General features: G+C 68.1%; 21 protein-coding genes and 1 tRNA gene. 13 read left to right on the forward strand and 9 right to left on the reverse strand.

What is annotated here, in order from left to right; all coding sequences use genetic code 11:
* Positions 1-261 precede the first annotated feature (261 nt).
* Complete coding sequence (locus tag E3T37_RS16955; protein ID WP_160141138.1) at positions 262-426, forward strand: hypothetical protein; 165 nt, start codon at positions 262-264, stop codon at positions 424-426.
* Here E3T37_RS16955 and E3T37_RS15605 read toward each other — a convergent pair.
* The 3 genes from E3T37_RS15605 to E3T37_RS15615 form a co-directional block, all read right to left on the reverse strand.
* A complete protein-coding gene (locus tag E3T37_RS15605; protein WP_134368194.1) occupies positions 408-746 on the reverse strand; it encodes a hypothetical protein in 339 nt (112 codons plus the stop codon). The genes E3T37_RS16955 and E3T37_RS15605 overlap by 19 nt on opposite strands.
* A gap of 443 nt (positions 747-1,189) precedes the next feature.
* On the reverse strand, positions 1,190-1,876 hold the full coding sequence (locus tag E3T37_RS15610) for a TetR/AcrR family transcriptional regulator (RefSeq protein WP_160141139.1): 687 nt from the start codon (positions 1,874-1,876) through the stop codon (positions 1,190-1,192).
* 28 nt (positions 1,877-1,904) lie between these two features.
* The gene (locus E3T37_RS15615) at positions 1,905-3,479 is read right to left on the reverse strand and encodes a long-chain fatty acid--CoA ligase (protein WP_134368196.1); all 1,575 of its coding nucleotides are present in this window, start codon (positions 3,477-3,479) and stop codon (positions 1,905-1,907) included.
* A gap of 400 nt (positions 3,480-3,879) precedes the next feature.
* Between E3T37_RS15615 and E3T37_RS15620 the strand changes: the two genes are divergently transcribed.
* The 7 genes from E3T37_RS15620 (at position 3,880) to E3T37_RS15650 (ending at position 11,876) form a co-directional block, all read left to right on the forward strand.
* The gene (locus E3T37_RS15620) at positions 3,880-5,070 is read left to right on the forward strand and encodes an acetyl-CoA C-acyltransferase (protein WP_134368197.1); all 1,191 of its coding nucleotides are present in this window, start codon (positions 3,880-3,882) and stop codon (positions 5,068-5,070) included.
* Positions 5,071-5,243: 173 nt separating this feature from the next.
* Entirely contained in the window at positions 5,244-6,707 is a 1,464-nt protein-coding gene (locus tag E3T37_RS15625) for an NAD(P)/FAD-dependent oxidoreductase (protein ID WP_134368230.1), read from the forward strand.
* A 4-nt stretch (positions 6,708-6,711) separates the two neighbouring features.
* The gene (locus tag E3T37_RS15630) at positions 6,712-7,155 is read left to right on the forward strand and encodes an SRPBCC family protein (protein ID WP_134368198.1); all 444 of its coding nucleotides are present in this window, start codon (positions 6,712-6,714) and stop codon (positions 7,153-7,155) included.
* Positions 7,156-7,276: 121 nt separating this feature from the next.
* Positions 7,277-8,479 (forward strand): DUF2092 domain-containing protein, encoded by a 1,203-nt coding sequence (locus E3T37_RS15635; protein WP_134368199.1) that lies wholly within the window; start codon positions 7,277-7,279, stop codon positions 8,477-8,479.
* A gap of 38 nt (positions 8,480-8,517) precedes the next feature.
* Positions 8,518-9,501 (forward strand): ATP-binding cassette domain-containing protein, encoded by a 984-nt coding sequence (locus E3T37_RS15640; RefSeq protein ID WP_134368200.1) that lies wholly within the window; start codon positions 8,518-8,520, stop codon positions 9,499-9,501.
* Entirely contained in the window at positions 9,488-10,330 is an 843-nt protein-coding gene (locus E3T37_RS15645; RefSeq protein ID WP_134368201.1) for an ABC transporter permease, read from the forward strand. Before E3T37_RS15640 ends, E3T37_RS15645 begins: the two co-directional genes overlap by 14 nt.
* Before the next feature lie 61 nt (positions 10,331-10,391).
* The gene (locus E3T37_RS15650) at positions 10,392-11,876 is read left to right on the forward strand and encodes an amino acid permease (protein WP_134368202.1); all 1,485 of its coding nucleotides are present in this window, start codon (positions 10,392-10,394) and stop codon (positions 11,874-11,876) included.
* On the opposite strand, the gene E3T37_RS15655 is transcribed toward E3T37_RS15650, so the two are convergent.
* Positions 11,873-13,102, reverse strand: coding sequence for a CdaR family transcriptional regulator (locus tag E3T37_RS15655; protein WP_134368203.1), 1,230 nt, complete (start codon positions 13,100-13,102; stop codon positions 11,873-11,875). The genes E3T37_RS15650 and E3T37_RS15655 overlap by 4 nt on opposite strands.
* A 348-nt stretch (positions 13,103-13,450) precedes the next feature.
* Here E3T37_RS15655 and ald point away from each other — a divergent pair, with 348 nt between their 5' ends.
* The gene (ald, locus tag E3T37_RS15660) at positions 13,451-14,569 is read left to right on the forward strand and encodes an alanine dehydrogenase (protein ID WP_134368204.1); all 1,119 of its coding nucleotides are present in this window, start codon (positions 13,451-13,453) and stop codon (positions 14,567-14,569) included.
* Positions 14,570-14,711: 142 nt separating this feature from the next.
* Here the strand turns inward: ald and E3T37_RS15665 are convergent, their stop codons facing one another.
* The 5 genes from E3T37_RS15665 to E3T37_RS15685 form a co-directional block, all read right to left on the reverse strand.
* Complete coding sequence (locus tag E3T37_RS15665; RefSeq protein ID WP_134368205.1) at positions 14,712-15,374, reverse strand: TetR/AcrR family transcriptional regulator; 663 nt, start codon at positions 15,372-15,374, stop codon at positions 14,712-14,714.
* Positions 15,367-16,665 carry an ABC transporter permease gene (locus E3T37_RS15670; RefSeq protein ID WP_134368206.1) on the reverse strand — a complete coding sequence of 433 codons (1,299 nt, stop codon included), beginning with the start codon at positions 16,663-16,665 and terminating at the stop codon, positions 15,367-15,369. Before E3T37_RS15670 ends, E3T37_RS15665 begins: the two co-directional genes overlap by 8 nt.
* Complete coding sequence (locus tag E3T37_RS15675; protein ID WP_134368207.1) at positions 16,662-17,381, reverse strand: ABC transporter ATP-binding protein; 720 nt, start codon at positions 17,379-17,381, stop codon at positions 16,662-16,664. The genes E3T37_RS15670 and E3T37_RS15675 overlap by 4 nt, the downstream gene beginning before the upstream one ends.
* Positions 17,382-17,525: 144 nt before the next feature.
* Positions 17,526-19,211, reverse strand: a complete 1,686-nt coding sequence (locus tag E3T37_RS15680) for a hypothetical protein (RefSeq protein ID WP_134368208.1) — start codon at positions 19,209-19,211, stop codon at positions 17,526-17,528.
* 268 nt (positions 19,212-19,479) lie between these two features.
* A complete protein-coding gene (locus E3T37_RS15685; RefSeq protein WP_134368209.1) occupies positions 19,480-20,118 on the reverse strand; it encodes an MBL fold metallo-hydrolase in 639 nt (212 codons plus the stop codon).
* Between the two features lie 60 nt (positions 20,119-20,178).
* On the opposite strand from E3T37_RS15685, the gene E3T37_RS15690 reads away from it, so the two are divergent.
* The 4 genes from E3T37_RS15690 (at position 20,179) to E3T37_RS15705 (ending at position 23,508) form a co-directional block, all read left to right on the forward strand.
* On the forward strand, positions 20,179-21,108 hold the full coding sequence (locus tag E3T37_RS15690) for a diacylglycerol kinase family protein (protein ID WP_134368210.1): 930 nt from the start codon (positions 20,179-20,181) through the stop codon (positions 21,106-21,108).
* A gap of 55 nt (positions 21,109-21,163) precedes the next feature.
* A tRNA-Glu gene (locus E3T37_RS15695) sits at positions 21,164-21,236 on the forward strand.
* Positions 21,237-21,554: 318 nt separating this feature from the next.
* Positions 21,555-22,580, forward strand: coding sequence for a TerC/Alx family metal homeostasis membrane protein (locus E3T37_RS15700; protein WP_134368211.1), 1,026 nt, complete (start codon positions 21,555-21,557; stop codon positions 22,578-22,580).
* A 49-nt stretch (positions 22,581-22,629) separates the two neighbouring features.
* Positions 22,630-23,508: a PP2C family serine/threonine-protein phosphatase gene (locus E3T37_RS15705; RefSeq protein WP_134368231.1), complete on the forward strand. Its 879-nt coding sequence runs from the start codon at positions 22,630-22,632 to the stop codon at positions 23,506-23,508.

The raw sequence follows: 23,508 nt of genomic DNA on the forward strand, positions 1-23,508 counted from the left end.
CCGCAGACCCAACGAAGTCCACTATGGTTATCAACAGCCAGCCCTGGCAGCGTAGAAGAAAACACTAATTCCGCTGTCCGAAATCTCCGCGGCAGCTCAGATCGTTGAGAATGGGAACCACTCGGATCTGCGCGACTGTCCTCTCCGTGTTGGGAGCGTTGAACGTGCACCCCAGCACGACGGCCAAGCCGAGACCGAACACGAGCCTGGCTTCGCGAAACGACGCATGTTCTGACCTCTGTTCGAGTGAGGATTCATGGTGTGATCCCAGTTCCCGATGCTCTTTCGCAGGGCAACGATGCCGCCGAGAAAAAGCAGACCGGCGGATGCCCGAGCTGCGCGTTCGTTGACGACGGGAATGTCGATTCCATCGACCAGTTCGCCGATGACCGGCCGTTCCTCGCTGGTCATGAGGCTGTTCCCTGATGTTCGGTAAGCTCCTTCTGAGAACTGAGCTCCGTCAGGGCCTGGATTCCGCCCGCGCGGTAGGCTTCCCAGTCACGGTCCGGTCGGGTGACGGGTATCGGCTGGTTTGACCAGCGGATTTTCACGGCAGTGGCTGAGGCAACGATCCCGCCGGGATCGGTGTCGTCGGCAACCCGTCGCAACAGTTCGCCCAGAGCTGCCGCCTTTCCCTCAGCGAATTTTGCTGCGGGGTGCGAGCGGCCGTCCTTCGCAAGGGCACACGAAGACGTGTCGCCGAGCAGCGCCGACCACTCGTAGGCCGCCCGGATCCGGACGCGCACGATGGCCGCCCGGGACAGGGTTGTGGAACGGCCTGATGAATCAGGTCCGTCAGGAGCCATCTGCGCACGTGCAGCGATCGGACTGCGCAACTCCGTAGAGCGCGTCCTCGATGTGCTGGCCGCAGCCGTCCCACGTCGCCTTTTTGCAGTTTGAACACGTGATCTGGTAGCACATGGCAATTTCCTTTTCGTTTGATCTTGCTCGACGGAATCGAGAATAACATACCCCCTGGGGTATTTTGTTCGTCAGTTGCAGGGTATAACCGCGAGTCCGCGCCACGTGTTCCGCCTTCCCCTCCCGATCGAAGGCTCGATACGCCCGCCCCTAACGGACAAGGCGACTCTGGGCACGTTCTTCGATGCCCTCGGCTAGGAACGATCCGCCCTGATCGCGCATGTTTCCGCGGATGGGGCGGCCTGGACCGAGGCCCGCAAACAGCCCGTCAGAACGCAACCGCTCCGTCGATCGCCGACTGGATTCTGGCGAGGACCCGGCCCGGGCCGATGTCGCGATCGAAGACAGCGACAACGACACGCGACGACGCGGCGCGCTCATTCGGATCCGGGAAGAGCACAGGGCTGAACAGGCCGCACAGGCTGCGCAGCTGCGTGTCGAGTATTTCGGTCGCGGGGATCTCGGCGCGTTTGAGCCACGCCCGCAGCATGTCGTTGTGCACGGAAACGATTCCCGCCGCGAGCGCCGTGATCGCCCAGCCGCGTTCGGATGCGCCCGGGACGACCTCGCGGAGGTAGCTCGCGAAAGCCCGCTCATACCGATGGGAACTCACAAGCTCCCGGTCACGTAGAGTGGGATTGCGCTGCAGGAGCTCATGTCTGGTGAGCGACGCCTCCCGGCGGGAGAGGTGATGGTCCAGGACGATTCGTGCACCATGCCTCAGCGCCTCGAGTGGGTCGCCCGAGGCGGCGTCCAGATAGGCGGAGAGGCGCTCGAGCAGGTAGTCGTGATCGGCGAAGACCACGTCTTCCTTCGAACCGAAACGGCGGAAGAACGTGCTCCGGCTGATCTGGGCGGCGTCGGCGAGCTCTTCGACGGTCGTCGCCTCGTATCCCCTCGTCGAGAGAAGGGCGATCGCGACTGTGGTCGCATCGGACGGCCTCTGTCGTCTCATCGGGTCATCGACCATGACGTTGAAGCTATCACGCGTCCAGGCGGAGCCTGTCCGCGTACCGCGCGACGAGTTCTCCCTTCAGGACCTTGCCGCTGGAGTTCAGGGGGAACGCGTCGACGAACTCGACGAACCTCGGGAACTTGAAGGGCGCGATTCGTTCCTTGGCGTACTCGATGATTCCTTCGGGGGTCACGGTGCCACCGTGGACGCGGACGACGACCGCCGCGATCTCTTGGCCGCGAACCTCGTCGGGGACTCCGAAGACGGCGACTGCCGCGACCTCATGGTGCCGGGACAGCATCTCTTCGACCTCCCGCGGGTAGACGTTGTATCCGTTGCGGATGATCAGGTCCTTCTTTCGATCGAGGATCCGGATGTAGTCGTCCTGGTCCTTGACCCCGAGATCGCCGGTCCGGAACCAACCGTCGACGATTGCCGCTTCCGTCGCCTCCGGACGGTTGAGGTATCCCTTCATGAGGTTGTGGCCGCGGATGACGAGTTCCCCGAATTCGCCGCGCGGAAGCAGCTCGATCGTGTCTTCCACATCCGCGCGGGCGATCTCGACGTCGACGCCCCAGATCGGCGTTCCGATCGAGCCGGGCCGCGGCGCGACGCCAACGTGGTTGAAGGTCGCGACGGGGGACGTCTCGGTGAGTCCGTATCCTTCGTGGATCTCGACGCCGTAGACGTCGTTGAAGCGCTCCATGACGGCCAGCGGGATAGAGGCACCCCCTGAGACCGCATAGCGCAGCCGTCGTGGGCGCTCGTGGTTGCGAGTCGCCGCGTCGAGAAGGGCGATGTACATGGTCGGGACGCCGAAGAAGACGTCGACCTCGTGCTGATTGAGGAGGGTGAGTGCCGTGTCTCCGTCGAATTTCGGGACGAGGACGATGGTTGCGCCGATTCTCAGACCCGCATTCAGGACGCAGGTCTGCCCGAAAGTGTGGAAGAGGGGGAGGGTGCCGAGAATGGTGTCGCTGGATCGCAAATCGAAGGTTGAGATCAGAAGAGCGTTGACCTGTTCGATCAGCGAGAAGTGGCTGCCCTCCGCTCCCTTGGGGGTGCCGGTCGTCCCGCTCGTGTAGAGGATCGTCGCGGTGTCACCGGGGTCGGTCGGGGTGATGTCGTCGATGGGCGTCGCCTTCGCCGCGAGGTCTTCGAGCCGCGTCTGCGTCCCGTTGCCCTGAGCCTCTCCGACGGACAGCACGTGGACACCCGCCTGGACCGCGCCGCGAGAGCCCGCAGCGAGGAGCCCGGCATGGACGACGACGGTGTGAGTACCACTGTCCCTCAGCACATATTCGATCTCGTCGGCGCCGAGGAGCGCGTGGATCGGGATGACCGTCGCCCCGAGGGCGAGAATGGCGTAATAGGCGCGGGGGAAGTCGGCGACGTTAGGAATCAGGATGGCGACCCGGTCGCCCCTGCCGACACCGTGATCCCGGAGTCCTCCCGCATAGGCGCGAACCTGATCCCACAGTTGGGCGTAGCTCACCGTCTCGTCGCCGACGATCAGCGCCGTCTTGCCGCCCTGGCGGCGTGCGGACTCCGAGACGATCGTGGCGACGGACATTGTCGTGGGACGTGATGCGGTCGAGGACATGGCTGCAACTCCTTTGTTGTGTGTCATGGGGTTGAACTGGGCGCTGTGTGACACGGAGTGTCAACTCCGAGCACTAAGTTTCGGAGTCTTTGTGCCCCGTGTCAAGCCGGTCACTGGACCATTGCTCACGTCGGCGCGTCCGTTTGGGACGGAGTGTCTTGACATGGCACGCCATTTCATAGCAGGCTTGCACAATTCCTCGTGACTCTGCGCGGGGCGTGCCGATCGAGCACTGGAGCACGTAGCGCGGCACTTCTCCGACATCGAGGCACTGCACACCTACGAAGGCACCGAGACGGTCCAGGCTCTCATCATCGGTCGCGACATCACCGGGTTTTCCGCCTTCGCCTAGCCAGCGTCTCCCGCCACCTTCTCACCCCTTCTTCGCAAAGGAACAACCATGAGCGACCCCGCAACCACGCCCGTCCTGATCGGAGGCGCCCGAACCCCGTTCGCGCGTTTCAATGGCGCCTTCGCTTCCCTTCAATCCGCCGAGCTCGGCGCACATGCCATCCGGGCCGCGCTCGATCGAACGGGCGTCCCCGCTGCGGCGATCGACGCCGTCATCGTGGGCCAGGTGATCCAGGCCGGGGCGGGCCAGGGGCCCGCACGCCAGGCGAGTATCGGGGCGGGCCTCGGCTGGGACGTCCCGACCGTGACAGTCAACAAGCTGTGTCTGTCGGGCCTAACCGCGATCATCGACGCGGCCAGACTCATCCGCACCGGTGAGGCCCAGGTCGTCGTCGCCGGTGGCCAGGAATCCATGAGCAACGCGCCGCACCTGCTTCTCGGCTCCCGCCGGGCGGCTCCGCTCGGCGACCGCGCCCTCGTCGACTCCCTCAATCACGACGGCCTGGTCGACCCGTTCGATCGGTTGCTCATGGGGACGGCGACGGACCGGGGCAACGTGACGCGGGGGATCCCGAGGGAGCGCCAGGATGCTTTCGCGGCGCTTTCGCACTCGCGCGCTGCCGCGGCGCAGGACGCGGAGATCCTCGCCGAGGAGATAGTTCCCCTCTCGGTCCCGCAGCGTCGTGGTGGCCCTGTCCTCGTCGCGGCGGATGATGGGATCCGCCGCGACACGACGATCGAGACGCTCGCACGCCTGCGGCCCGCGTTCGCGGAGGGCGGCAACGTCACAGCGGGCAGTTCGTCGCAGCTCACCGACGGCGCCGCGATGGTCGTGGTCGCGAGCAAGGCGTGGGCCCTGGCCGCGGGGATTCCCTGGCTCGCCGAGATCGGCGCCGCCGGTCAGGTGGCGGGGCCGGACGGCTCGCTGCATTCCCAGCCCTCCCGAGCCATCGCCCAGGCCCTTCGGCGCCAATCCCTGGCCGTCGGTGACCTCGACGTCATCGAGATCAACGAGGCGTTCGCCTCCGTTGTGCTTCAATCGGCCGACGACCTCGGGGTGTCCCCGGAGGCGATCAACACGGAGGGCGGGGCGATCGCTCTCGGCCACCCCGTCGGCGCATCAGGCGCGCGCCTCGCGCTGCACACCGCACTCGCGCTGCGGCGCCGCGGCGGAGGACGCAGCGTTGCCGCGCTCTGCGGTGGCGGCGGGCAGGGCGAGGCGCTGATCCTGTTCTGCTGAGCCGCCAGAGCCGTCCGTGTGAACACCTTCTTTTGCGTGTCACGAACACCCCGAACAACATCTGGAGAAGCGCACGCCAGAGCTCTGGAAGGCCGTACACGCGATTCTCGCCGTAATGGGGGAGACTGTGGCCATGACGAGTGGAGAGTGACATGGGGACCGTGCAGCGGGGAATGCCGGAGGTCGACGCGATCGTGGTCGGCTCCGGTCCCAACGGCCTCGCCGCCGCGGTTACCCTTGCCCGGGCCGGACTCTCGGTGCGCGTCTACGAGAAGTCCGACAGCGTCGGTGGGGGCGCCGCCACCGCGGAGCTGACCCTGCCGGGCTTCCACCATGACGTCTGTTCGGCCGTGCACCCGCTTGCGCTGGCTTCGGAGTTCTTTCAGCGGTTCGGGCTCGCGGACCGGATCGAACTGGCCGTCCCGGAGGTCTCCTACGGGCATCCTCTGCCGGGCGGCAGCGCCGGCCTCGCCTACCGCAGCCTGTCCCGTACCGTCGCCGAGCTGGGCCGGGACGGCGCGGCCTGGAACCGGCTCTTCGCGCCTCTCGTAGCGCATTCCGGGCAGGTGGCGGAGTTCACCGGGGGGCAGCTTCTGCGTCTGCCGAAGCATCCGGCCACCGCACTGCGCTTCGGCGTGCGCTCCCTCGAGCAGGGCAGCCCGCTCTGGGACCTGCGCTTCTCGGGCGAAACCGCGCCCGCCCTCCTGACCGGCGTCAGTGCACACACGATGAGGGCACTGCCCAGTATCGCCACCGCCGGTGCCGGCCTCACTCTCGCCACGTATGCGCACGCCGGCGGCTGGCCGATCCCGGTCGGCGGCAGTGGGGCGATCGTGACCGCGCTGGTCGACGACCTGCTCGCTCACGGTGGCGAGATCGTCACGTCCACCGAGGTGCGTCGGCTGAGCGACCTGCCGCCAGCCCGCTTGGTGATGCTCGACCTCACACCTCGGGCGCTACTGCGGCTCGCCGAGGGCGAGCTGCCGGACGCTTACGCGCGACGGCTGCGCGCCTTCCGGTACGGCAACGGCGTCGCCAAGGTCGACTTCGCCCTGTCGGATCCGGTGCCCTGGCAGGCGGCCGGATTGCGGGCGGCGGCCACCGTACACGTGGGCGGCACTCGGGCGCAGATCCGGCGAGCCGAGAACACCGTCGCCCGCGGTCGGCACGCCGAGGATCCGTATGTGCTCGTGTCCCAGCCCAGCGTCATCGACCCCAGCCGCGCACCGGCCGGTCGGCACACCCTGTGGGCGTACACCCATGTTCCGCGCGGCTCCACCATCGACCAAACCGAAGCGACCGTGCGCCAGATCGAGCGATACGCCCCGGGTTTCCGGGACACCATCCTGGCCAGCGCCGGCCGCACCGCCACGCAGATGGAACAGCACAATCCCAACTACATCGGCGGTGATATCTCGGCCGGCGAGGTGAGTCTGACCCAACTCGTGCGCCGCCCGGTCCTCTCCCCGGACCCGTGGCGCACGCCCCTGAACGGCGTGTACCTCTGCTCGTCGTCCACGCCGCCTGGCCCCGGCGTGCACGGCCTGGCCGGCTGGCACGCGGCCCTGAGCGCCCTGCGACATGACCTCGGGGTGCGCACCGCCCCCGATCTCTCCCCATCCAACCGAAAAAGGTGACACCGTGGCCGTGAACTACCGCACCATGAGCTGCCCGCCCGAGAACGTCTTCGCCGTTCTGGCAGACGGATGGCTGTACCCGAGCTGGGTCGTCGGAGCCTCCCGCATGCGGGACGTCGACGCCACGTGGCCCAAAGAGGGAAGCGCCATCCATCACTCCGTCGGAGTCTGGCCCGCCCTGATTGACGACACCACATCTGCTCTGGAGTGGGACCCGCCCCGGCACGCGCTCTTCAAGGCCCGGGGCTGGCCGATCGGCGAGGCCCACGTGGCTCTGGACGTGAAGGCCCGAGGCGACGGATGCGTCGTGCGCCTCACCGAGGATGCCACCGCCGGCCCCGGCCGGTTTGTGCCCCTGTTCCTGCGCGACTCGGTCATCGGGGTGCGAAACGTGGAGACGCTGCGCCGACTCTCGTTCCTCGCAGAGGGCGGCGCCGGGCTCTCCTAGCCCGACGAATTCGACGTGCTCGCCGCGCTTTGTGGGCAACCTCTCAGCGCGGAACCGGCCGGATCGGTAGCGCAGCGGCGTAGCATCGAGGCATGATTCGTCTCGGAACAGGTCGTTGATCATGTCGCACAAATCCATCAAGTGGCTTCCCGCCGTCGTCGTTCCGGCCGTGATCGCCGTGGGCGTGATCGCTGTGCCGCTCCAGGCCGGCGCCGCCGTAGACCTGCCCGACAAGACGGCCCAGCAGGTGCTCCTGATGGTCAGCGACAGCACCGTTACGGCGTTCTCCGGAACCGTGGAGAAGACGGCGAACCTCAGTCTGCCCGCGATCGACCTCGGGGCCGAGATGTCCGGACAGGCGGGAAAGCAGGGCGCGTCCGGTTCCGGAGACGCGGCGAGCGGCGCCCTCTCCTCCGTGCTGGAGCTGCTCAGCGGCTCGCACACGGCCCGGGTCTACGTGGACGGAAGCGCCGCTGACGGAAGCGTTACTGACGGAAGCACTGACGGGCCCGCCAAGGTTCGCGTCCAGATCCAGGACCGCATGGCGGAGCGCAATATCGTCAGCAACGGCAGCGACGCCTGGCTCTACGACTCCGAGACCGACACCGCCGCTCACCTGGCCATTCCCGCCGGCGCCGCAGCGAGCATGAAAGACAAAATGGCCGCCCTCGACGCAGAGGCCCCGGCCGACGTGTCGACGCCGTCGCAGCTGGCGGACCGCTTTTTGAGTGAGATCGACCCGAGCACCGTGGTCACGGTCGGAACCGACGGCCGGGTCGCCGGTCGCACCGTCTACGAACTCGTACTCACGCCCAAGGCCACGGACACCCTGGTGGAGTCCGTCTCGATCTCGGTCGACTCCGAGACCGGAATGCCGCTTCAGGTCAGCGTGCGGGCCGCCGGCCAGAAGGACCCGGCCTTCCAGGTCGGTTTCAGCAGCGTGGACTACGGCGCTCCCTCCGCGGACCTGTTCGACTTCACCCCGCCGGCTGGCGCCACCGTCAAGGAACTGGCGCTGCCGCAGACGCCCGCCAACCACGCCGCGCCCGATGTTGCCGCGCCCGACACGGCCAGGCCCGAGGTCCCGACCGAGGGACTGCCCGTCGTGACCGGCACCGGCTGGGACGCCATCGTCGAGATTCCCGCGGCATCCGTTCCCCCCGAACTCGGCGACAACCCGCTGATGTCCGAAGTCGCCACCAAGGTTGACGGCGGGCGGCTGTTGTCCACCTCGCTGGTCAACGTGTTCCTGGCCGACGACGGCCGGTTCTTCGCCGGATCGGTCCCCGTGGACCAGCTCCAGGCCGCCGCAAGCGCCCAGTGAACAGCGCCCAGTGAACAGCGCACAGTGACCAGCGCACAGTGACGCCCGTCACCCCGGCCCTCGACCTTGCCATCGAGAGCCGGGGCCTCACCAAGCGCTTCGGCGAGCAGATCGCCGTCAACGCCATCGACCTGGCGGTGCCGCGGGGGTCCGTCTTCGGATTCCTCGGTCCCAATGGGTCAGGGAAGACCACCAGCATCCGGATGCTGCTGGGCCTGACCCAGGCCACCAGCGGGCAGATCAGCGTGCTGGGCCAGGACATGCCGTCCCGGCTGCACGAGGTGCTGCCCCGGGTGGGCGCGCTCGTCGAGGGCCCCGCGTTCTACCCGTTCCTGTCCGGGGCGGCCAACCTGCGCCGGTTCGACACCGCGGACCGCCACGCCCCCTCGCGCACCCGGCGAGTCCGGGTGGACGAGGCCCTGCACCGGGTGGGGCTGACCCACGCGGCGGGCAAAAAGGTGCACGCCTATTCGCTGGGCATGAAGCAGCGCCTCGGCATCGCCAACGCCCTGCTGCAGCCGCGGGAGCTGCTCATGCTCGACGAGCCGACCAACGGACTCGACCCGCAGGGCACCCGTGAGGTGCGCAGTCTCGTGCGGTCGCTCGCGGCCGAGGGCACCACGGTGTTCGTGTCCAGCCACCTGCTGGCGGAGGTCGAGCAGATGTGCACCCACGCCGCCGTGATGAGCGCCGGCACCCTCGTCGCCCAGGGCACGCTGGCCGACCTCCGCCACGTCGGCGAGACCCTGGTGCGGCTGCGCACCCCGGATGCCGCGGCGGCGCAGGGCGTGCTGTCGCGCCTCGGACTCGTACCCCGGCGCACGGACGTGCCGGACGAGGACCCCTGGGTTATGGCCCCGCTCGAGCGTGACACGGTGGAGAACCTGATCAACGAGCCGGAATCCCTGGTCTCGGCCCTCGTGGCCGCGGGGGTGCGCATCCGTGCCTTCTCGATCGAGGAACCGAGCCTGGAAGAACGATTCGTCGCACTGACCGGGGAGGGTTTCGATGTCGTCCAGTAGTGCGCCGCGTTCCGCCGGCTGGGACCTGCTCGGCTCCGAGCTGACGGTGCTGTTCCGGCGCCGCCGAACCTGGGCCATGCTGGTCGCCATCGCCCTCATCCCGATCCTGCTCGCCGTGGCAGTCCGGCTGTCGTCGGAGACGCTGGCGCCGGGGGAGGGGCCGCCGTTCCTGGACCGGGTCACCCAGAACGGCCTGTTCGTCGCGTTCACCGCCATGATCGTGGCGATCCCGCTGTTCCTGCCGCTGACCATCGGGGTCGTCGCCGGGGACACCATCGCGGGCGAAGCCGGGTTGGGCACCCTGCGGTACCTGCTCGTCGCCCCGGCCGGCCGGGTGCGGCTGCTGCTCGTTAAATACGCCGGTGTCGCGATGTTCTGCCTGGTCGCGACCCTGACCCTGGCGGTGGCCGGCACGCTCATCGGTGCCGCCCTGTTCCCCGTGGGCCCCGTGACCCTCCTGTCGGGAGACACCATCGGTGTGGCCGATTCGCTGCTGCGCTCGGCGCTGATCGCCCTGTACGTGACCGTGTCGCTGCTCGGGTTCGCCGCGATCGGGCTGTTCATCTCGACCCTGACCGACGTGCCCGTGGGCGCCATGGCCGCCACCGTCGTGGTGTCGGTTCTCGCCCAGATCTTGGACGTGCTGCCGCAGCTGGCGTGGCTGCATCCGTGGCTTTTCAGTCACTACTGGCTGGGCTTCGCCGACCTGTTGCGGCAGCCGATGGACCTGTCATCGTTCGGCGACAACGCGCTGCTCCAGGCCGGGTACATCGCCGTGTTCGGGGCGCTCGCCTACAGCCGATTCGCCACCAAGGACATCCTCTCGTAGGGACTCGTCCGGCACACGAAGTGCACCGGAGGTGCCCCGAAAGGCCCTAGTGTTGCTCCACATGACCGAACGCACCGCCGCGCCAGGCGCAACCACACGTACCGACAACGAAGCCCCTGACTCCCACGGCGTTCCCCACCTCGCCCGCTCCCTGAGCCGGCGGCACATCCAGATGCTCGCCATCGGCGGCACGATCGGCACGGGCCTGTTCATGGGGGCGGGCAAGACGATCTCCCTCGCCGGGCCATCCGTGATCTTCGTCTACATGACCATCGGTTTCATGCTGTTCTTCGTGATGCGGGCGATGGGCGAGATCCTGTTGTCCAACCTCGACTACAAGTCCTTCAGCGACTTCGCCGGCGACCTGCTCGGGCCGTGGGCGAGCTTCTTCACCGGCTGGTCGTACTGGGCGTTCTGGGTCGTCACCGGCGTCGCCGACATCGTGGCCATCTCCGGGTACGTCGACGTGCTCGCGCCGGGCACTCCGCTGTGGATCCCGGCGCTGCTCACACCGGTCGTGCTGATCCTGCTCAACCTCCCGAGCGTCAAGGCCTTCGGCGAGGCCGAGTTCTGGTTCGCCCTGGTCAAGGTGCTCGCCATCCTGGCCCTGATCGGCACCGGGGTGGTCATGATCGCGACCCACTTCACCTCGCCCTCCGGCGCGGTCGCCGGCCTCGACAACATCTGGAACGACGGCGGCATGTTCCCGCACGGCGTGGCCGGCTTCGTGCTCGGCTTCCAGATCGCCATCTTCGCGTTCGCCGGCATCGAGCTCGTGGGCACGGCGGCGGCGGAGACGAAGGACCCGGAGCAGAACCTGCCCCGGGCCATCAATACCATCCCCGTGCGCCTGCTGCTGTTCTACGTGGGCGCCCTGGTCATCATCATGGCGGTCAACCCGTGGCGCACGATCGACCCCGGCAGCAGTCCCTTCATCGGGATGTTCGCCCTGGCCGGGCTGGGAGTCGCGGCCATCGTCGTCAACCTGGTCGTGCTCACCTCTGCCGCCTCCAGCGCCAACTCGGGCATCTACTCGACCTCCCGGATGGTCTACGGCCTCGCGCAGGACGGCAACGCCCCGAAGGCGTTCGGCACGCTGAGCAGCCGCCAGGTTCCCCGGAACGCGCTGCTGTTCTCGTGCATCTTCCTGCTCGCCGGGCTGGTGCTGCTCTACACCGGTGATTCGTTCATGGGCGCCTTCACTCTCGTCACCTCGGTGGCCTCGGTGCTGACCATGTTCGTCTGGTCCATCATCATGGTCAGCTACCTCGCCTTCCTCCGCCGCCGTCCCCAGTTGCACGCCGCCTCGACGTACCGGATGCCCGGCGCCCGGTTCATGCCCTGGGTCGTGCTGGCGTTCTTCGCCTTCATGCTCTGGGCGCTCGGTCAGGCGGATGACACGCGCCTCGCCCTGGTCGTGGCCCCGCTCTGGTTCCTCGGGCTCGGCGGCGCCTGGTACGTGAACCGCAAGGCTCCGCTGCAGCAGGCCCGGATCGAGGAGTGGCGGGCGGAGGCCCGCGCCGAGAAGGCGGCGCTCGTCGGCTAGATCCGGGGCCGGCGCGACCAGCGGGCGGCCTTCATGGCCAGGTGCAGTTCGAGCCGCACCTGGCCGCCCAGCGGGTCGACCCCGATCAGGGTGCGGATCTTCGCAAGCCGGTTGTAGATGCTGCTGCGGTGCAGGTGCAGCGTTGCCGCGACATCCTGCACGGAACCGTCGGTGTCGTAGAGCAGCTCAAGCATCGGCAGGAGCTCATGGTTGGCGTCGAAGTCCCGCAGCTCCGCGAAGTAGACCGATTCCACCGGGGAGAGGTTGCGGCTGCTGGCCGCGAGGAACTGGTACACGCCGATCTGCCGGAAGTCGGCGATCGTGCCCAGTCGGGCGTCAACGGCGGCGGCCTGCACCGCCTTGCGGGACTGGACGTAGGCATCCGGAAAGCGTCGGAGGTCGTGGAACGCTTCGCTGAACCCCAGCAGGTCGGGGCGCTGGGCCCGGCCGCCGCGCCGGGCCAGTTCGGCCCGGTACCGGTGCAGGATCTCGGTGTGCACCACCCTTCCCGGGGAATCCCGCAGCAGCACCACGGTATGCGTCTCGGTGCCGGCGCTGAACCGGGCCGCGTCGATGCCCACGGTGGCCTGGAGGGCCGAGATGCGCTGCAGCAGGACCGCGGCGGCGGGGTCGACCGCCGTGCCGTCCCGTGCTGTCGCCGGCTCGTCGGGTCGCGGCAACAGGGTGGCGAGGTGCCAGGGCCCGGCGGCATGCACCTGCGGCCAGCCGGCGAGCTCCTCGATGGCGGCCGTGTCGGCGTCGCAGGCCGCCAGGAACAGCGCCTCGCGCTGCCGGCGGTGCTCGGATTCGGCGGTCTTCGTGTCCAGCAGCGTCTCGGCCAGCCGGTCGAGCTGGCCGCGCACGGCAGGCAACGCCCCGAGGATCTCGGCCGGGGACTCGTCGTGCGAGCCCTGCATCGCCCACAGGTAGCCGACGCGGAACCCGCGCACCATCAGGGGCACGCAGACCCGCCCCAGCATGCCCAATGAGACGTTGGCCGGGACCACGACCGGGCGCACCGCGGTCGCGATGCCGTGGTGCAGCTGCCAGGCGCTGACGTCCGCCGGGACCTTCTTGCTGAGCAGGAAGTTGACGCGCACACTGTCGGCGAGCGGCTGGTCCCGGCTGTAGGCCAGCAGGCCGCCGTCGAGGTCTTCCAGCGAGAGGGCGCGGTCGAGCGCGGCCGCGAGGGCCTCCACCAGGTCTTCGATCTCCGCGCTGTTCATGTGGGTCAATGCTAGATGCCCGACGGGGCGTGGAACGGACATCAGGCGACGTTTGCCGTCCCGACGTTCGACATTTGTCGAGTGACAATCCGGGCGGTCGTTCGGTTTGCGCCGGAACGGCCGTTCCCTTCCAGCGGAGATGACAGAAAAACCCCTGAACAAAAAGGCAAATTCGCTGTTTTCCGCGCGGATCGGGCCGGTTGGGACGGGCTCCGCACTCGGTCCGGGCCGGACGCCGGCCGGCCGGGGGAGTGAACGTGGTTCTAGTCTTGACCCCGCCGCTGGTCCGACGTCGAAACCGGGCCCGGCGGCCTCAGCCACAGCGTTCCCCGAGCAACGGAGTCGATCATGATCATCGGTGTACCCAAGGAAATCAAGAACAACGAATTCCGCGTAGCCATCACCGCCTCCGGCGTGCAGGAGTTCCTGGCAAACGGCCACACCGTGCTGATCGAGATGGGTGCCGGTCTCGGCTCGCGTATCAACGACGACGAGTACCACGTCGCCGGCGCCGAGCTGGTCGCGTCCGCCGACGAGGTCTGGGCCCGCGCCGACATGGTGATGAAGGTCAAGGAGCCCGTCGAGGCCGAGTACCACCGCTTCCGCGAGGGCCTGATCCTCTTCACGTACCTGCACCTGGCCGCTGAGCCGGAACTGACCCGCGCCCTGACCGAGGCCGGCGTCACCGCCATCGCCTACGAAACCGTACAGACCGCCAACCGGGCCCTGCCGCTGCTCGCACCGATGAGCGAGGTCGCCGGCCGGCTGGCCGTGCAGGTCGGCGCGCAGTCCCTGATGGCACCCGCCGGCGGTAAGGGGGTGCTGCTGGGCGGCGTTCCCGGGGTGCGTCCCGCCAAGGTCGTCGTGCTCGGCGCCGGCGTGGCCGGCACGAACGCCGCAGCGATGGCCATGGGCCTCGGCGCCGACGTCACCATCCTCGACATCAACATCGACCGCCTGCGCCAGCTCGACGCGCAGTACCAGGGCCGGCTGAAGACCGTCGCGTCCAACAGCTACGAGATCGAGATCGCGGTGACGGATGCCGATCTGGTCATCGGTTCCGTGCTGATCCCCGGCGCCAAGGCCCCGAAACTGGTCACCAACGCGCTCGTGGCGCGGATGAAGTCCGGCTCCGTGCTGGTGGACATCGCCGTCGATCAGGGTGGCTGTTTCGAGGACACCCACGCGACCACCCACGAGGACCCGACCTACCGCGTGCACAACTCGATCTTCTACTGCGTGGCCAACATGCCCGGCGCGGTGCCGAACACCTCGACCTACGCGCTGACCAACGTCACCCTGCGCTACGCGCTGGCGCTGGCCAACCTGGGCGTCAAGGCGGCCCTCGAGCGCGATCCGGCCCTGGCCCTCGGCCTCAACATCGCCGCCGGGCGGGTCACGAACCGTTCCGTCTCCGAAGCGCACGGCCTGCCCCTGGCCGACTGGCGCGAGCTGGTCACCGCGTAGCCTCGCCACCCCGGGGCTCGGCCGTGGTGCCGGCATCCGTCGCGGCGCACCCTGGTGACGCGGGCGCAGGTTCTACCCTGCGCCCGCGTCCACAGGGTGCGCCACGAACCTTCCACGCCGGGAGTCCGGTGGGGAGGTGGCGTCAACGGGCGGCGGGAGCGATCGATCCGGCGACGCGCCGCACCAGGGCGAGGGAGTGGTGCAGCAGCTCGACGGGGGTGCCGGTGAAACCGCCGGAGAACCACTTCTGCATCGAGTAGCGCATCACGCTGCCGGCGAGGGAGACGACCATCCGCGCCTCGTCGGCCAGGTCGGGGGTGCGGGCCTCGGTGCGCCCCTGCACCGCGAAGCGTTCCAACACCAGCTTCACCAGGTGCTCCTCCAGCTCCGCGATGCGGGACGTCTCGCCGGTGAGGAGTTCCGGGGTGCGCTCGATCAGCATCCTCCGCCGGCGGAGCAGGTCCGTGTCGGGGGAGTGGTCGGCCATCGCGTCGGCGATCATTCCGACGAGGTCTCCCAGCACATCACGGCTGGTGCCGTGCACGAACGCCTGGTGTTCGGCATCCGTCGGCGCGGGCGGAGTGCCGCCGAGGAACGCGCCTTCCTTGGTGCCGAAATAGTTGAAGAACGTGCGCGGCGAGACCATGGCGGCCTCGCAGATCATGTCGACGGTGACGTTGTCGTAGCCGTGCTCCAGAGCGAGCGAGACCGCCGCCCGTTCCAGGGCCGACTGGGTGGCTGCGCGCTTGCGGGCGCGCAGCCCCTCGTCGGCCCCGGCCGGGCCATCGGGCACGGGACTACTCATACCGCAGAGCGTCGATCGGGTTCTGCCGGGCCGCGGCCCTGGCCGGCAGCGTGCCGGCGAGGAAGGCGATCAGCATGACCACGCCGATGATGATCGCGATCGAACTGGGCGCGAACTGCACGACCTGTAGGCCCGGGAGATTCGAGAAGACGGTGTCCGCGAGGATGTTGCTGACCAGCGAACCGACGCCCACCGCCACGAGTGCGCCCAGTGCGCTGCCGAGGAACCCGATGAACACCGCTTCGGTGCTGAAGAGGGTGTAGACGCGGCCGCCGTTCATGCCCATGGCTTTCATCAGGCCGATCTCGCGGGTGCGCTCCTGAACGCTCATCAGCAGCGTGTTGATGATGCCGAAGCCGGCCGCGATCAGGGCGATCACGGCGAAGGCGTTGAGCACGCCGATGATGACGTTGATCACGGTCTCGAATGACCCGATCTGGTCGGCCACGGTCTGCGACGCATAGCCTTGGTCGGCGAGGTCCGCCTTGATCGCGGTGATCTTCGCCTCGGACGCCTTCGGGTCGAACCGGGCGGTCGCGGTCGCGTAGCTCTGGGAGGAAGCCTCCGGTGCGCCGTCGACCTCGATGGCGTGCAGCCGGTCGGTCAGCGGCTGGTTGAGGCCGGCGCCGGCGCCGAGAAGGGTTTCGTTCTGCACGCCGACGACGGTCGCCGGGACTTCCTGCACGGTCCCCGCGAAGTCCCGGATGCCGATGGTCACGGTCTGGCCGATGGCGGCCTTCGCGGAAGAGAAGTCGAGCGTGTCGAGGTAGGTCGTGGGCACCAGGATCTGGTCAGTGCTGCTGTCGTTGTCCAGCTGCGCGCCGGCGGCGAGATCGGCCGTGGTGAGCGTGGCGGTCGGATTGACGGTCAACTCGAACTTGCCGCCGCCGTCGTGCTGGATGTAGTCGGGCGTCACCTGCACGGACGGGTCGACGCCGAGGATTCCCTTGGTGTCTTTGATGGCCTCGAGGTCCTTGGTGGTGAGGGCCTGGATGGTGCTGCCCGGGCGTGATCCGTTGCCCAGGCTGACCGTGGTGGCCTTCTCCGGGTCGTAGGGGGCGGGACCCGTGCCCGACGCCGCGGCGTCGTTGGTCTTCGAGACGGTCAGCACGTCCGCGGCCCCGATCGAGGAGACCTGGGTGTTGATGTAGCTCGTGACCCCGGTTCCGATCCCGCTGGTGATGGTGAGGGTGAACGCGCCGATGAAGATCGCGATCACGGTCAGGCCGGTGCGGAGCTTGCTGCGGAAGCTGTTGGCGATCGCGGTCTTGACGATGTCGATGAACTTCATGCGTGTGCTCCTGCTGATCTGCGGCCGGTCGGTCGGGCGGCGGTGTCTTCGAGTCCGTCGCGGATGAAGATTCGGCGGTCGCAGCGCGCCGCGAGTTCGATGTCGTGGGTGACGATGACGAGGGTGATGCCCTTGTCCTGGTTCAGCGAGAAGAGGATGTCCTCGACGACCGCTCCGGTGGCCGTGTCCAGGTTGCCGGTCGGTTCGTCTGCGAAGATCACTTTCGGGTTGTTGACCAGGGCGCGGGCGATGACGGCACGCTGCTTCTGTCCGCCGGACAGGTTCATCGCCTTGTTCTTCGCCTTGTCGGCCAGCTCCAGCTGCTCGAGCGCGGCCATTCCGCGAGCCTTGCGTTCCCGGGGGCTGACGCCGGCGATCTTGAGCGGCAGCACCACGTTCTCGAGCACGGTGGCATTGGCGGTGAGGAAGAACTGCTGGAACACGAAGCCGAAGTCCTGATTGCGCAGCCGGTTCACCTCCTTGCCCTTGAGCTTTCTGGCGTCGGTGCCCTCGACCAGGAGTGCGCCGCTGTCGGGGTTGTCCAGCAGTGCGAGGAGGTGCATCAACGTGGACTTGCCCGACCCGCTCTTACCCACGATGGCGATCGATTCGCCCGCGTGGATGTCCAGGGAGACGCCCTTGAGCGCGTCGAACCGGTTGGACCCGCTCCCATAGGACTTGCCTATGTTCTGGGCGGAGAGAACGGGAACTGTCATGGGAGTCGGGATCCTTTTGGGGGAGAGGTGGGCATTCCGTGGGTACACAGACAAAAATACAGTAACTGCATCGAAATCGTGGCGGAACGAACAGAGCGGGGCCCGGATCGACTGATCCGGGCCCCGCCGCCTGCCTGTCGTCGGTCAGCGCGCCATTCCGAGGCGAGCCATTCTCAGGCGGCGGAGCAGCCAGACGGCTGCTCCCGCCAGGGCCAGTCCGACCACGATGATGATCCAGGGTGCCGCACGATTGAAGCTCACCGTCTCGGCACCATCGGCCAGCCGGCCGGAACCCGCGGCCACCTTCTCATTGCCGTCACTCAGCTCGGCGGTGCCCGCAGCGAGCGTGTTCGCGCCCTCGAGGAGCGTCCCGGATCCGGCCGATACCTTCTCGGTGCCCGTGGCCAGGGCGGTGGACCCGGTTTCGAGTGCGGTGGTTCCGAGGACCAGCGTGGATGCCCCCGCCGCGAGGGTCTGCGTGCCCTCGGCCAGTGATCCGGCGCCGACCGAGATGCGGGTTGCGCCGTCGGCGAGGCTCACGGCGCCCGTTGCCAGGGTCGTCGCTCCCTCGGACAACGATGAGGCGCCGGCGGCCACTCGGCCGACGCCGCCCTGAAGGGAACTCGCACCGGTGGAAACCGCGCTGGTGCCTGCCGCGACCCGTTCGGATCCGACGGTGAGCGCCTGCGTGCCGACCTGGAGTTCGGAGGCTCCCGTGGCGAGGGCGCCGGCGCCCGTGGCCAGTCGGGCGGCTCCGCCGGACACCTGGGCCATGCCGCTGGCGAGGGCGGTGAGTCCGTCCCGCAGTTCCGCGGATTTCGTCTGCAGAACCGCTGTGCCCGCGCTCAGCGGCGTCAATCCGTCGCGGAGGGCGGCGGAACCGTCCCGAAGGGCCACGGCCCCGGACTCGAGTCCCGTGGTGCCCGTGCGCAGGGTGGAGGCAGCAGAGCTCAGTCCCTTGAGGGTGGCCAGCAGGGCGTCCCGGCTGATCGTGTCCGCCTCAACCTGGCCGGCGAGGGTGGCGAGGGCGGCATCCAGCTTCGTGGCGCCCGCGGCCACGCTGCCGGCCCCGGTAGAGAGCCCGGTTGCTCCCTGTGCGAGTGCCTCGGCCCCGCGCCGGGCCTGGTCCGCGCCCTGGGCAGCGGATGCCGTGCCGGCGGCGAGCAGGATCGAACCGTCACGAGCCGTCGTTGCGCCGGCGGCAGCCTGGCCGGCGCCGCCGGCCAGGCTTGCCGCACCCGCGGAGACTGTCGTCGCGCCGGCGGAGACCTTCGTGGCGCCGGTACCGGCCGCGGTGACGCCGGCGGCGAGAGTCGCCGCACCGGTCGCAGCCGCCCCGGCACCGGTGGCGAGAGTGCTCGCTCCGGTGGCGACGCTGGCGGCGCCGGTGGACAGGCTCTCCGCGCCCCGTGCGGCGGACTCGGCGCCGAGCATGAGCCTGGTGCTGCCGCTGACGCTCGTGAGCGCTCCCTCCAGGAGCGTGCCTGCCCCGGCCGAGGCGCTCTCCGCGCCCGTCGCCAGGCTGCCGGCACCCGTGTTGGCCCGGCTCACCCCGGCCTGGAGGTCGGTCGCTCCGGATGCCGCGGAGGCCGCGCCCACCGACAGGGCCTCGGCGCCCTCGGCGAGCTTCGCCGCGCCACCGGCGACCTTCACGGAGCCGTTCTGCACCTGGACAGCACCGGCGGAGAGCTCTCCGGCGCCGCTGGCGAGCCGCCCCGTGGTGAGGAAGAAGAAGGTCAGCAGCAAGACCAGCAGCAGGGTGAGCCCGGTCAGGGTGGAACGGATGCCCAGAGTGCTTCGGCGGGACAGGGCACGGTCAGATCTCATCATTGAGGCTCCTCGAAAGACGTGAGCGGGCATGCGGGCATACCGGAACTCGCGTGGTGTGTGTGCGGTGCGCGGACTGACTCCGGCGTGGCGGCCGCTGGTCGAAGGCCGCACGGCACGGTGGCGCGCCGGAGTGTCACGAACGTAGCAGTGGGCCGGACGCAGAATCGAAGGCGCGAAAAAGTTCAGGACTGAGGCCAACACATTCCGGGCTGGCCCCGTGAACATTGTGGGATTCCTACAGAGCTACCCCCGAAAGGAGTGCGATGTATTACAGGTCGAGGGACTCGTTGGGCTCGAGCGGGAAGTACTCGCCGCCGTTCTGCTCGGTGGCCCAGCGGATGCGCGCGTTCGACAGCTCCTTGCCGGCTCGGGAGAGCAGCATCTCGTGCGTCGGGAAGGCGCGTCGCGGCTTGACCTCGAGCACGTAGTCCATCACCTCGCTGATCTTCAGCCAGGGGGCCCCGGCCGGAACGGCGAGGGTGTCCACGGCCACTCCGTCGGGGACCGTGAACGAGTCTCCGGCGTAGTAGAGCTCATCGTCGACGAGCACCCCGATGTTGTCGACCACCGGGATCGATTCGTGGATGACCGCGTGCTTCTCGCCGAAGAACCTCAGGGTGAACGGCCCGACCTCGACCGTGTCACCGGCCGACACGACGGTCACCTGATACCCGGCTGCAGCGTGGGCCACCCCGGCCGGAGCGAAGATCGGAACCTCCGGGTTCAGCGCCAGGATGCGGTCGAGCTGCTCGGGAGTCCAGTGATCCGGGTGCTCGTGGGTGATCACGACGGCCACGGCGCCCGCCGTCTCGGTCAGCGGGCTCGTGTACGAGCCGGGATCGATGAACAACTTGTGACCGGCTTTGTCCACGATGAGTGCCGCATGCTCCAGCTTCGTCAGTTTCATGGGTCGAGCTAATACCCAATTACGGCGCGCTGCAACTTGGCGAGGCGCGATACTGGAGCGGTGAATTCTGTTCCTCCCCGGGCCGCACCCCCCAGCCCGACTCTCCGCCTCGTCGTCGCGATCAACGCCTACGCCTCTTTCGGCCGCCGGAGCGACGTCGGTCCGCGGGTCGTCGTCGCCCTTCGAGCGGCAGGCCACGACGTGACCGTCCGGAGCGAGGTCAGCTTCGAGCTGCTGCGCCTCGAGGTCCTGGCGCTGCTGGTCCCCGGGGTCGACGTGCTCGTCGTCGTGGGCGGAGACGGGATGGTGAGCCTGGGCACGAACCTCCTGGCCGGACGGACGATACCGCTGGCCATCGTGCCCTGCGGCACGGGAAACGACCTCGCCCGCGGGCTGGGCATCCCCGTCGACGACACGGATGCCGCCATCCGTCACCTCCTCGCCGCCCTCGCCCGGGCGCCGCGCGCCATCGACTGCGGCCGGGCAACGTGCGGGGACGTCACGACCTGGTTCGCCGGAGTGCTCTCGGCCGGGTTCGACGCCGTCGTCAACGAACGGGCCAACCGGATGCGCCGCCCCCGCGGCAAGAGCCGGTACACCCTGGCCATGCTGCTGGTGCTCGCCACGTTCAAGCCCCTCACCTACCGCCTCACGGTCGACGGCGTGGAGCGCACCCAACGCGCGATGCTGATCTCCGTCGCCAACAACGTCTCGATCGGCGGCGGCATGCGGATCGCCCCGGACGCGGTCATCGACGACGGTCTGCTCGACCTGTTCGTCGTCACCCCGCTGTCCCGGATCGGTTTCCTGCGCGTGTTCCCGAAGGTATTCTCCGGAACGCATACAGGCCTGCCGCAGGTCGAGATCACCCGCTGCCGCAGCGTGCGCATGGACGCCGAGGGCGTGTTCGCGTATGCCGACGGGGAGCGGATCGGGGCCCTTCCCGTGCAGGTCGACGTGGTGCCCGGAGCCCTCTTCGTCTGCGCCTGAGGCGCTCAGTTTGGTTTCCCGCTCATCCGTGTGGCATACTCGACGAGTTGCAAACGGCCCCATCGTTTAGCGGCCTAGGACATCGCCCTCTCACGGCGGTAACGCGGGTTCGAATCCCGCTGGGGTCACAACCTGAAACTCTCCCGGCAACCCCGGGGGAGTTTTTGCTTTAACGGCCCCGGCACCCGGCACCCGGCACCCGTCGGCCGGTGACCGGTGGCAGACGGCGTGCAACGGGACGAGAAAGCCGCCGCGGCCCGGTAGACTCCTCCAAGTGAAGGGGAGTATCCCTGTGGGCCCGATTCGGGTCCTGTGCCGTGAACGTCAACACGGGCCGCGGTGCCGGGGCCCCGGCGCGGCAGCATCGAGTGATCGATGCGGGAGAGACTTTCGGGTTTCGTGCTGCACTCCGTCAGCATCCCGCTAGTGAAAGGCCCCCCGCCCCCATGGAACTTGCTCTCCCGCTCTGGTTCGAAGTCGGATCCCTCGTCATCCTGACGGTGATCCTGCTCGCCGACCTCTTGATCGTCTTCAAACGCCCTCACGTGCCATCCATGAAGGAAGCCACCCTGTGGGTGGTGTTCTACGTCGCCCTGGCCCTGGTCTTTGCCCTGCTCATGCTCCTCCTGGCCGACGCCGAGCACGCGGGCCAGTTCCTGGCCGGCTGGCTGACCGAATACAGCCTGAGCATCGACAACCTGTTCGTCTTCGTCATCATCATGGCGAGGTTCTCGGTGCCCCGTAAATACCAGCAGGAAGTACTGATCGTCGGCATCATCATCGCGCTCGTGCTGCGCGGCATCTTCATCCTGCTGGGCGCCCAGCTGATCGAGAACTTCAGCTGGATCTTCTACATCTTCGGTGCGTTCCTGCTCTACACCGCCGTGCATCAGGCGCTGGCCAAGGAACCGGAAGAGGACGAGGCGGACAACGCCTTCATCCGTTTCCTGCGCACCCACCTGAACGTCTCCTCGACCTTCGACGGCTCGAAGCTGCGCACCCTGATCGATGGCAAGAAGGTCTTCACCCCGATGCTGATCGTGCTCCTCGCGATCGGCACGACCGACCTGGTCTTCGCCCTCGACTCGATTCCGGCGATCTTCGGCATCACCCAGAGCCCGTTCATCGTCTTCACCGCCAACGTCTTCGCCCTGATGGGGCTGCGCCAGCTCTACTTCCTGCTCGGCGGCCTGCTCGAACGCCTCGAATACCTCAAGTACGGGATCGCGTTCATCCTCTTCTTCATCGGCGTGAAGCTCGTCCTGCACGCCCTGCACACCAACGAGGTGCCGTTCATCAACGGCGGCCAGGGCGTGGAGTGGGCGCCGGAAATCGACACCTGGACCTCCCTCGGCGTGATCGTGGTCTCCATGGCTGTCGCTACTATTGCCAGCGTGATCAAGGCGTCACGGGACGCCCGCCGGCGCGGACACACCCTCGCCGAAGAGATCCCCCACCTCGCCGAGGAGTGACCCCGTCGACGTGCGGCAATCGGAACTGAACACTGGAGCAGACGTGGCCATGCAGAGTGAGATCGAGATCGTGCTCCCGGCAAGTCGCGCGCGCTTCGTGTTCAGCGCCCGAACCGACGTCGGCCGTGAGCGCAAGATCAACGAGGACAGCTTTCTGGCGCAGTCGCCGATTTTCCTGGTGGCCGACGGCATGGGCGGCCACGCCCACGGTGACGTGGCCAGCCAAACGGTCGTCCGGGTATTCGACGAACACATCGCCCGTGACACGCCGTCGACGCCGGAACGCATCCTGGACGCCATCCATTCCTCGAACGACGCGGTGCGGGATCTCAGCGCCGTGGACGACTACGGCACAGCCGTCTCCGGGACCACCCTCGCGGGCGTCGCGTTCGTGGACGCGGGCGACGATGTGGGCTTCCACTGGATGGCATTCAACATCGGCGACTCCCGCGTCTACACCTGGGACGGGCGCACGCTCACCCAGCTGAGCGTCGACCACTCGGCGGTGCAGGAAATGGTGGATGCCGGACTCATTTCCGCAGTGGAAGCCGAACACCACCCGGAACGCAACGTGATCACCCGGGCGATCGGCGCCGACGAGTCAGTCGACGCGGACGTCTGGCTGCTGCCGGCCCGGGGCCGGCACTCCTTCCTGATCTGCTCCGACGGGCTGACCAAGGAACTGGGCACCTCCGAGATCGCCCGGTTGCTGGCCGCCTACGACGGGACCGCCGAGACCGAGAGGTCCCTGGCGGACGTGCTCGTCGACGCGGCGCTGGCACGGGGCGGACACGATAACGTTACGGTCGTATACATCGAGTCGGTCCTGGATGATCCGGGGCAGGATGCGGACGACGACAGCACACGGGACCGTGCGACGGGGATGCACGAGCACCTCGAGGACACGAGGCCGAGAAGCCAGGGGTAG

The sequence above is a fragment of the Cryobacterium sp. TMT2-10 genome, assembly GCF_004403075.1.
Taxonomy (GTDB): Bacteria; Actinomycetota; Actinomycetes; order Actinomycetales; family Microbacteriaceae; genus Cryobacterium; species Cryobacterium shii.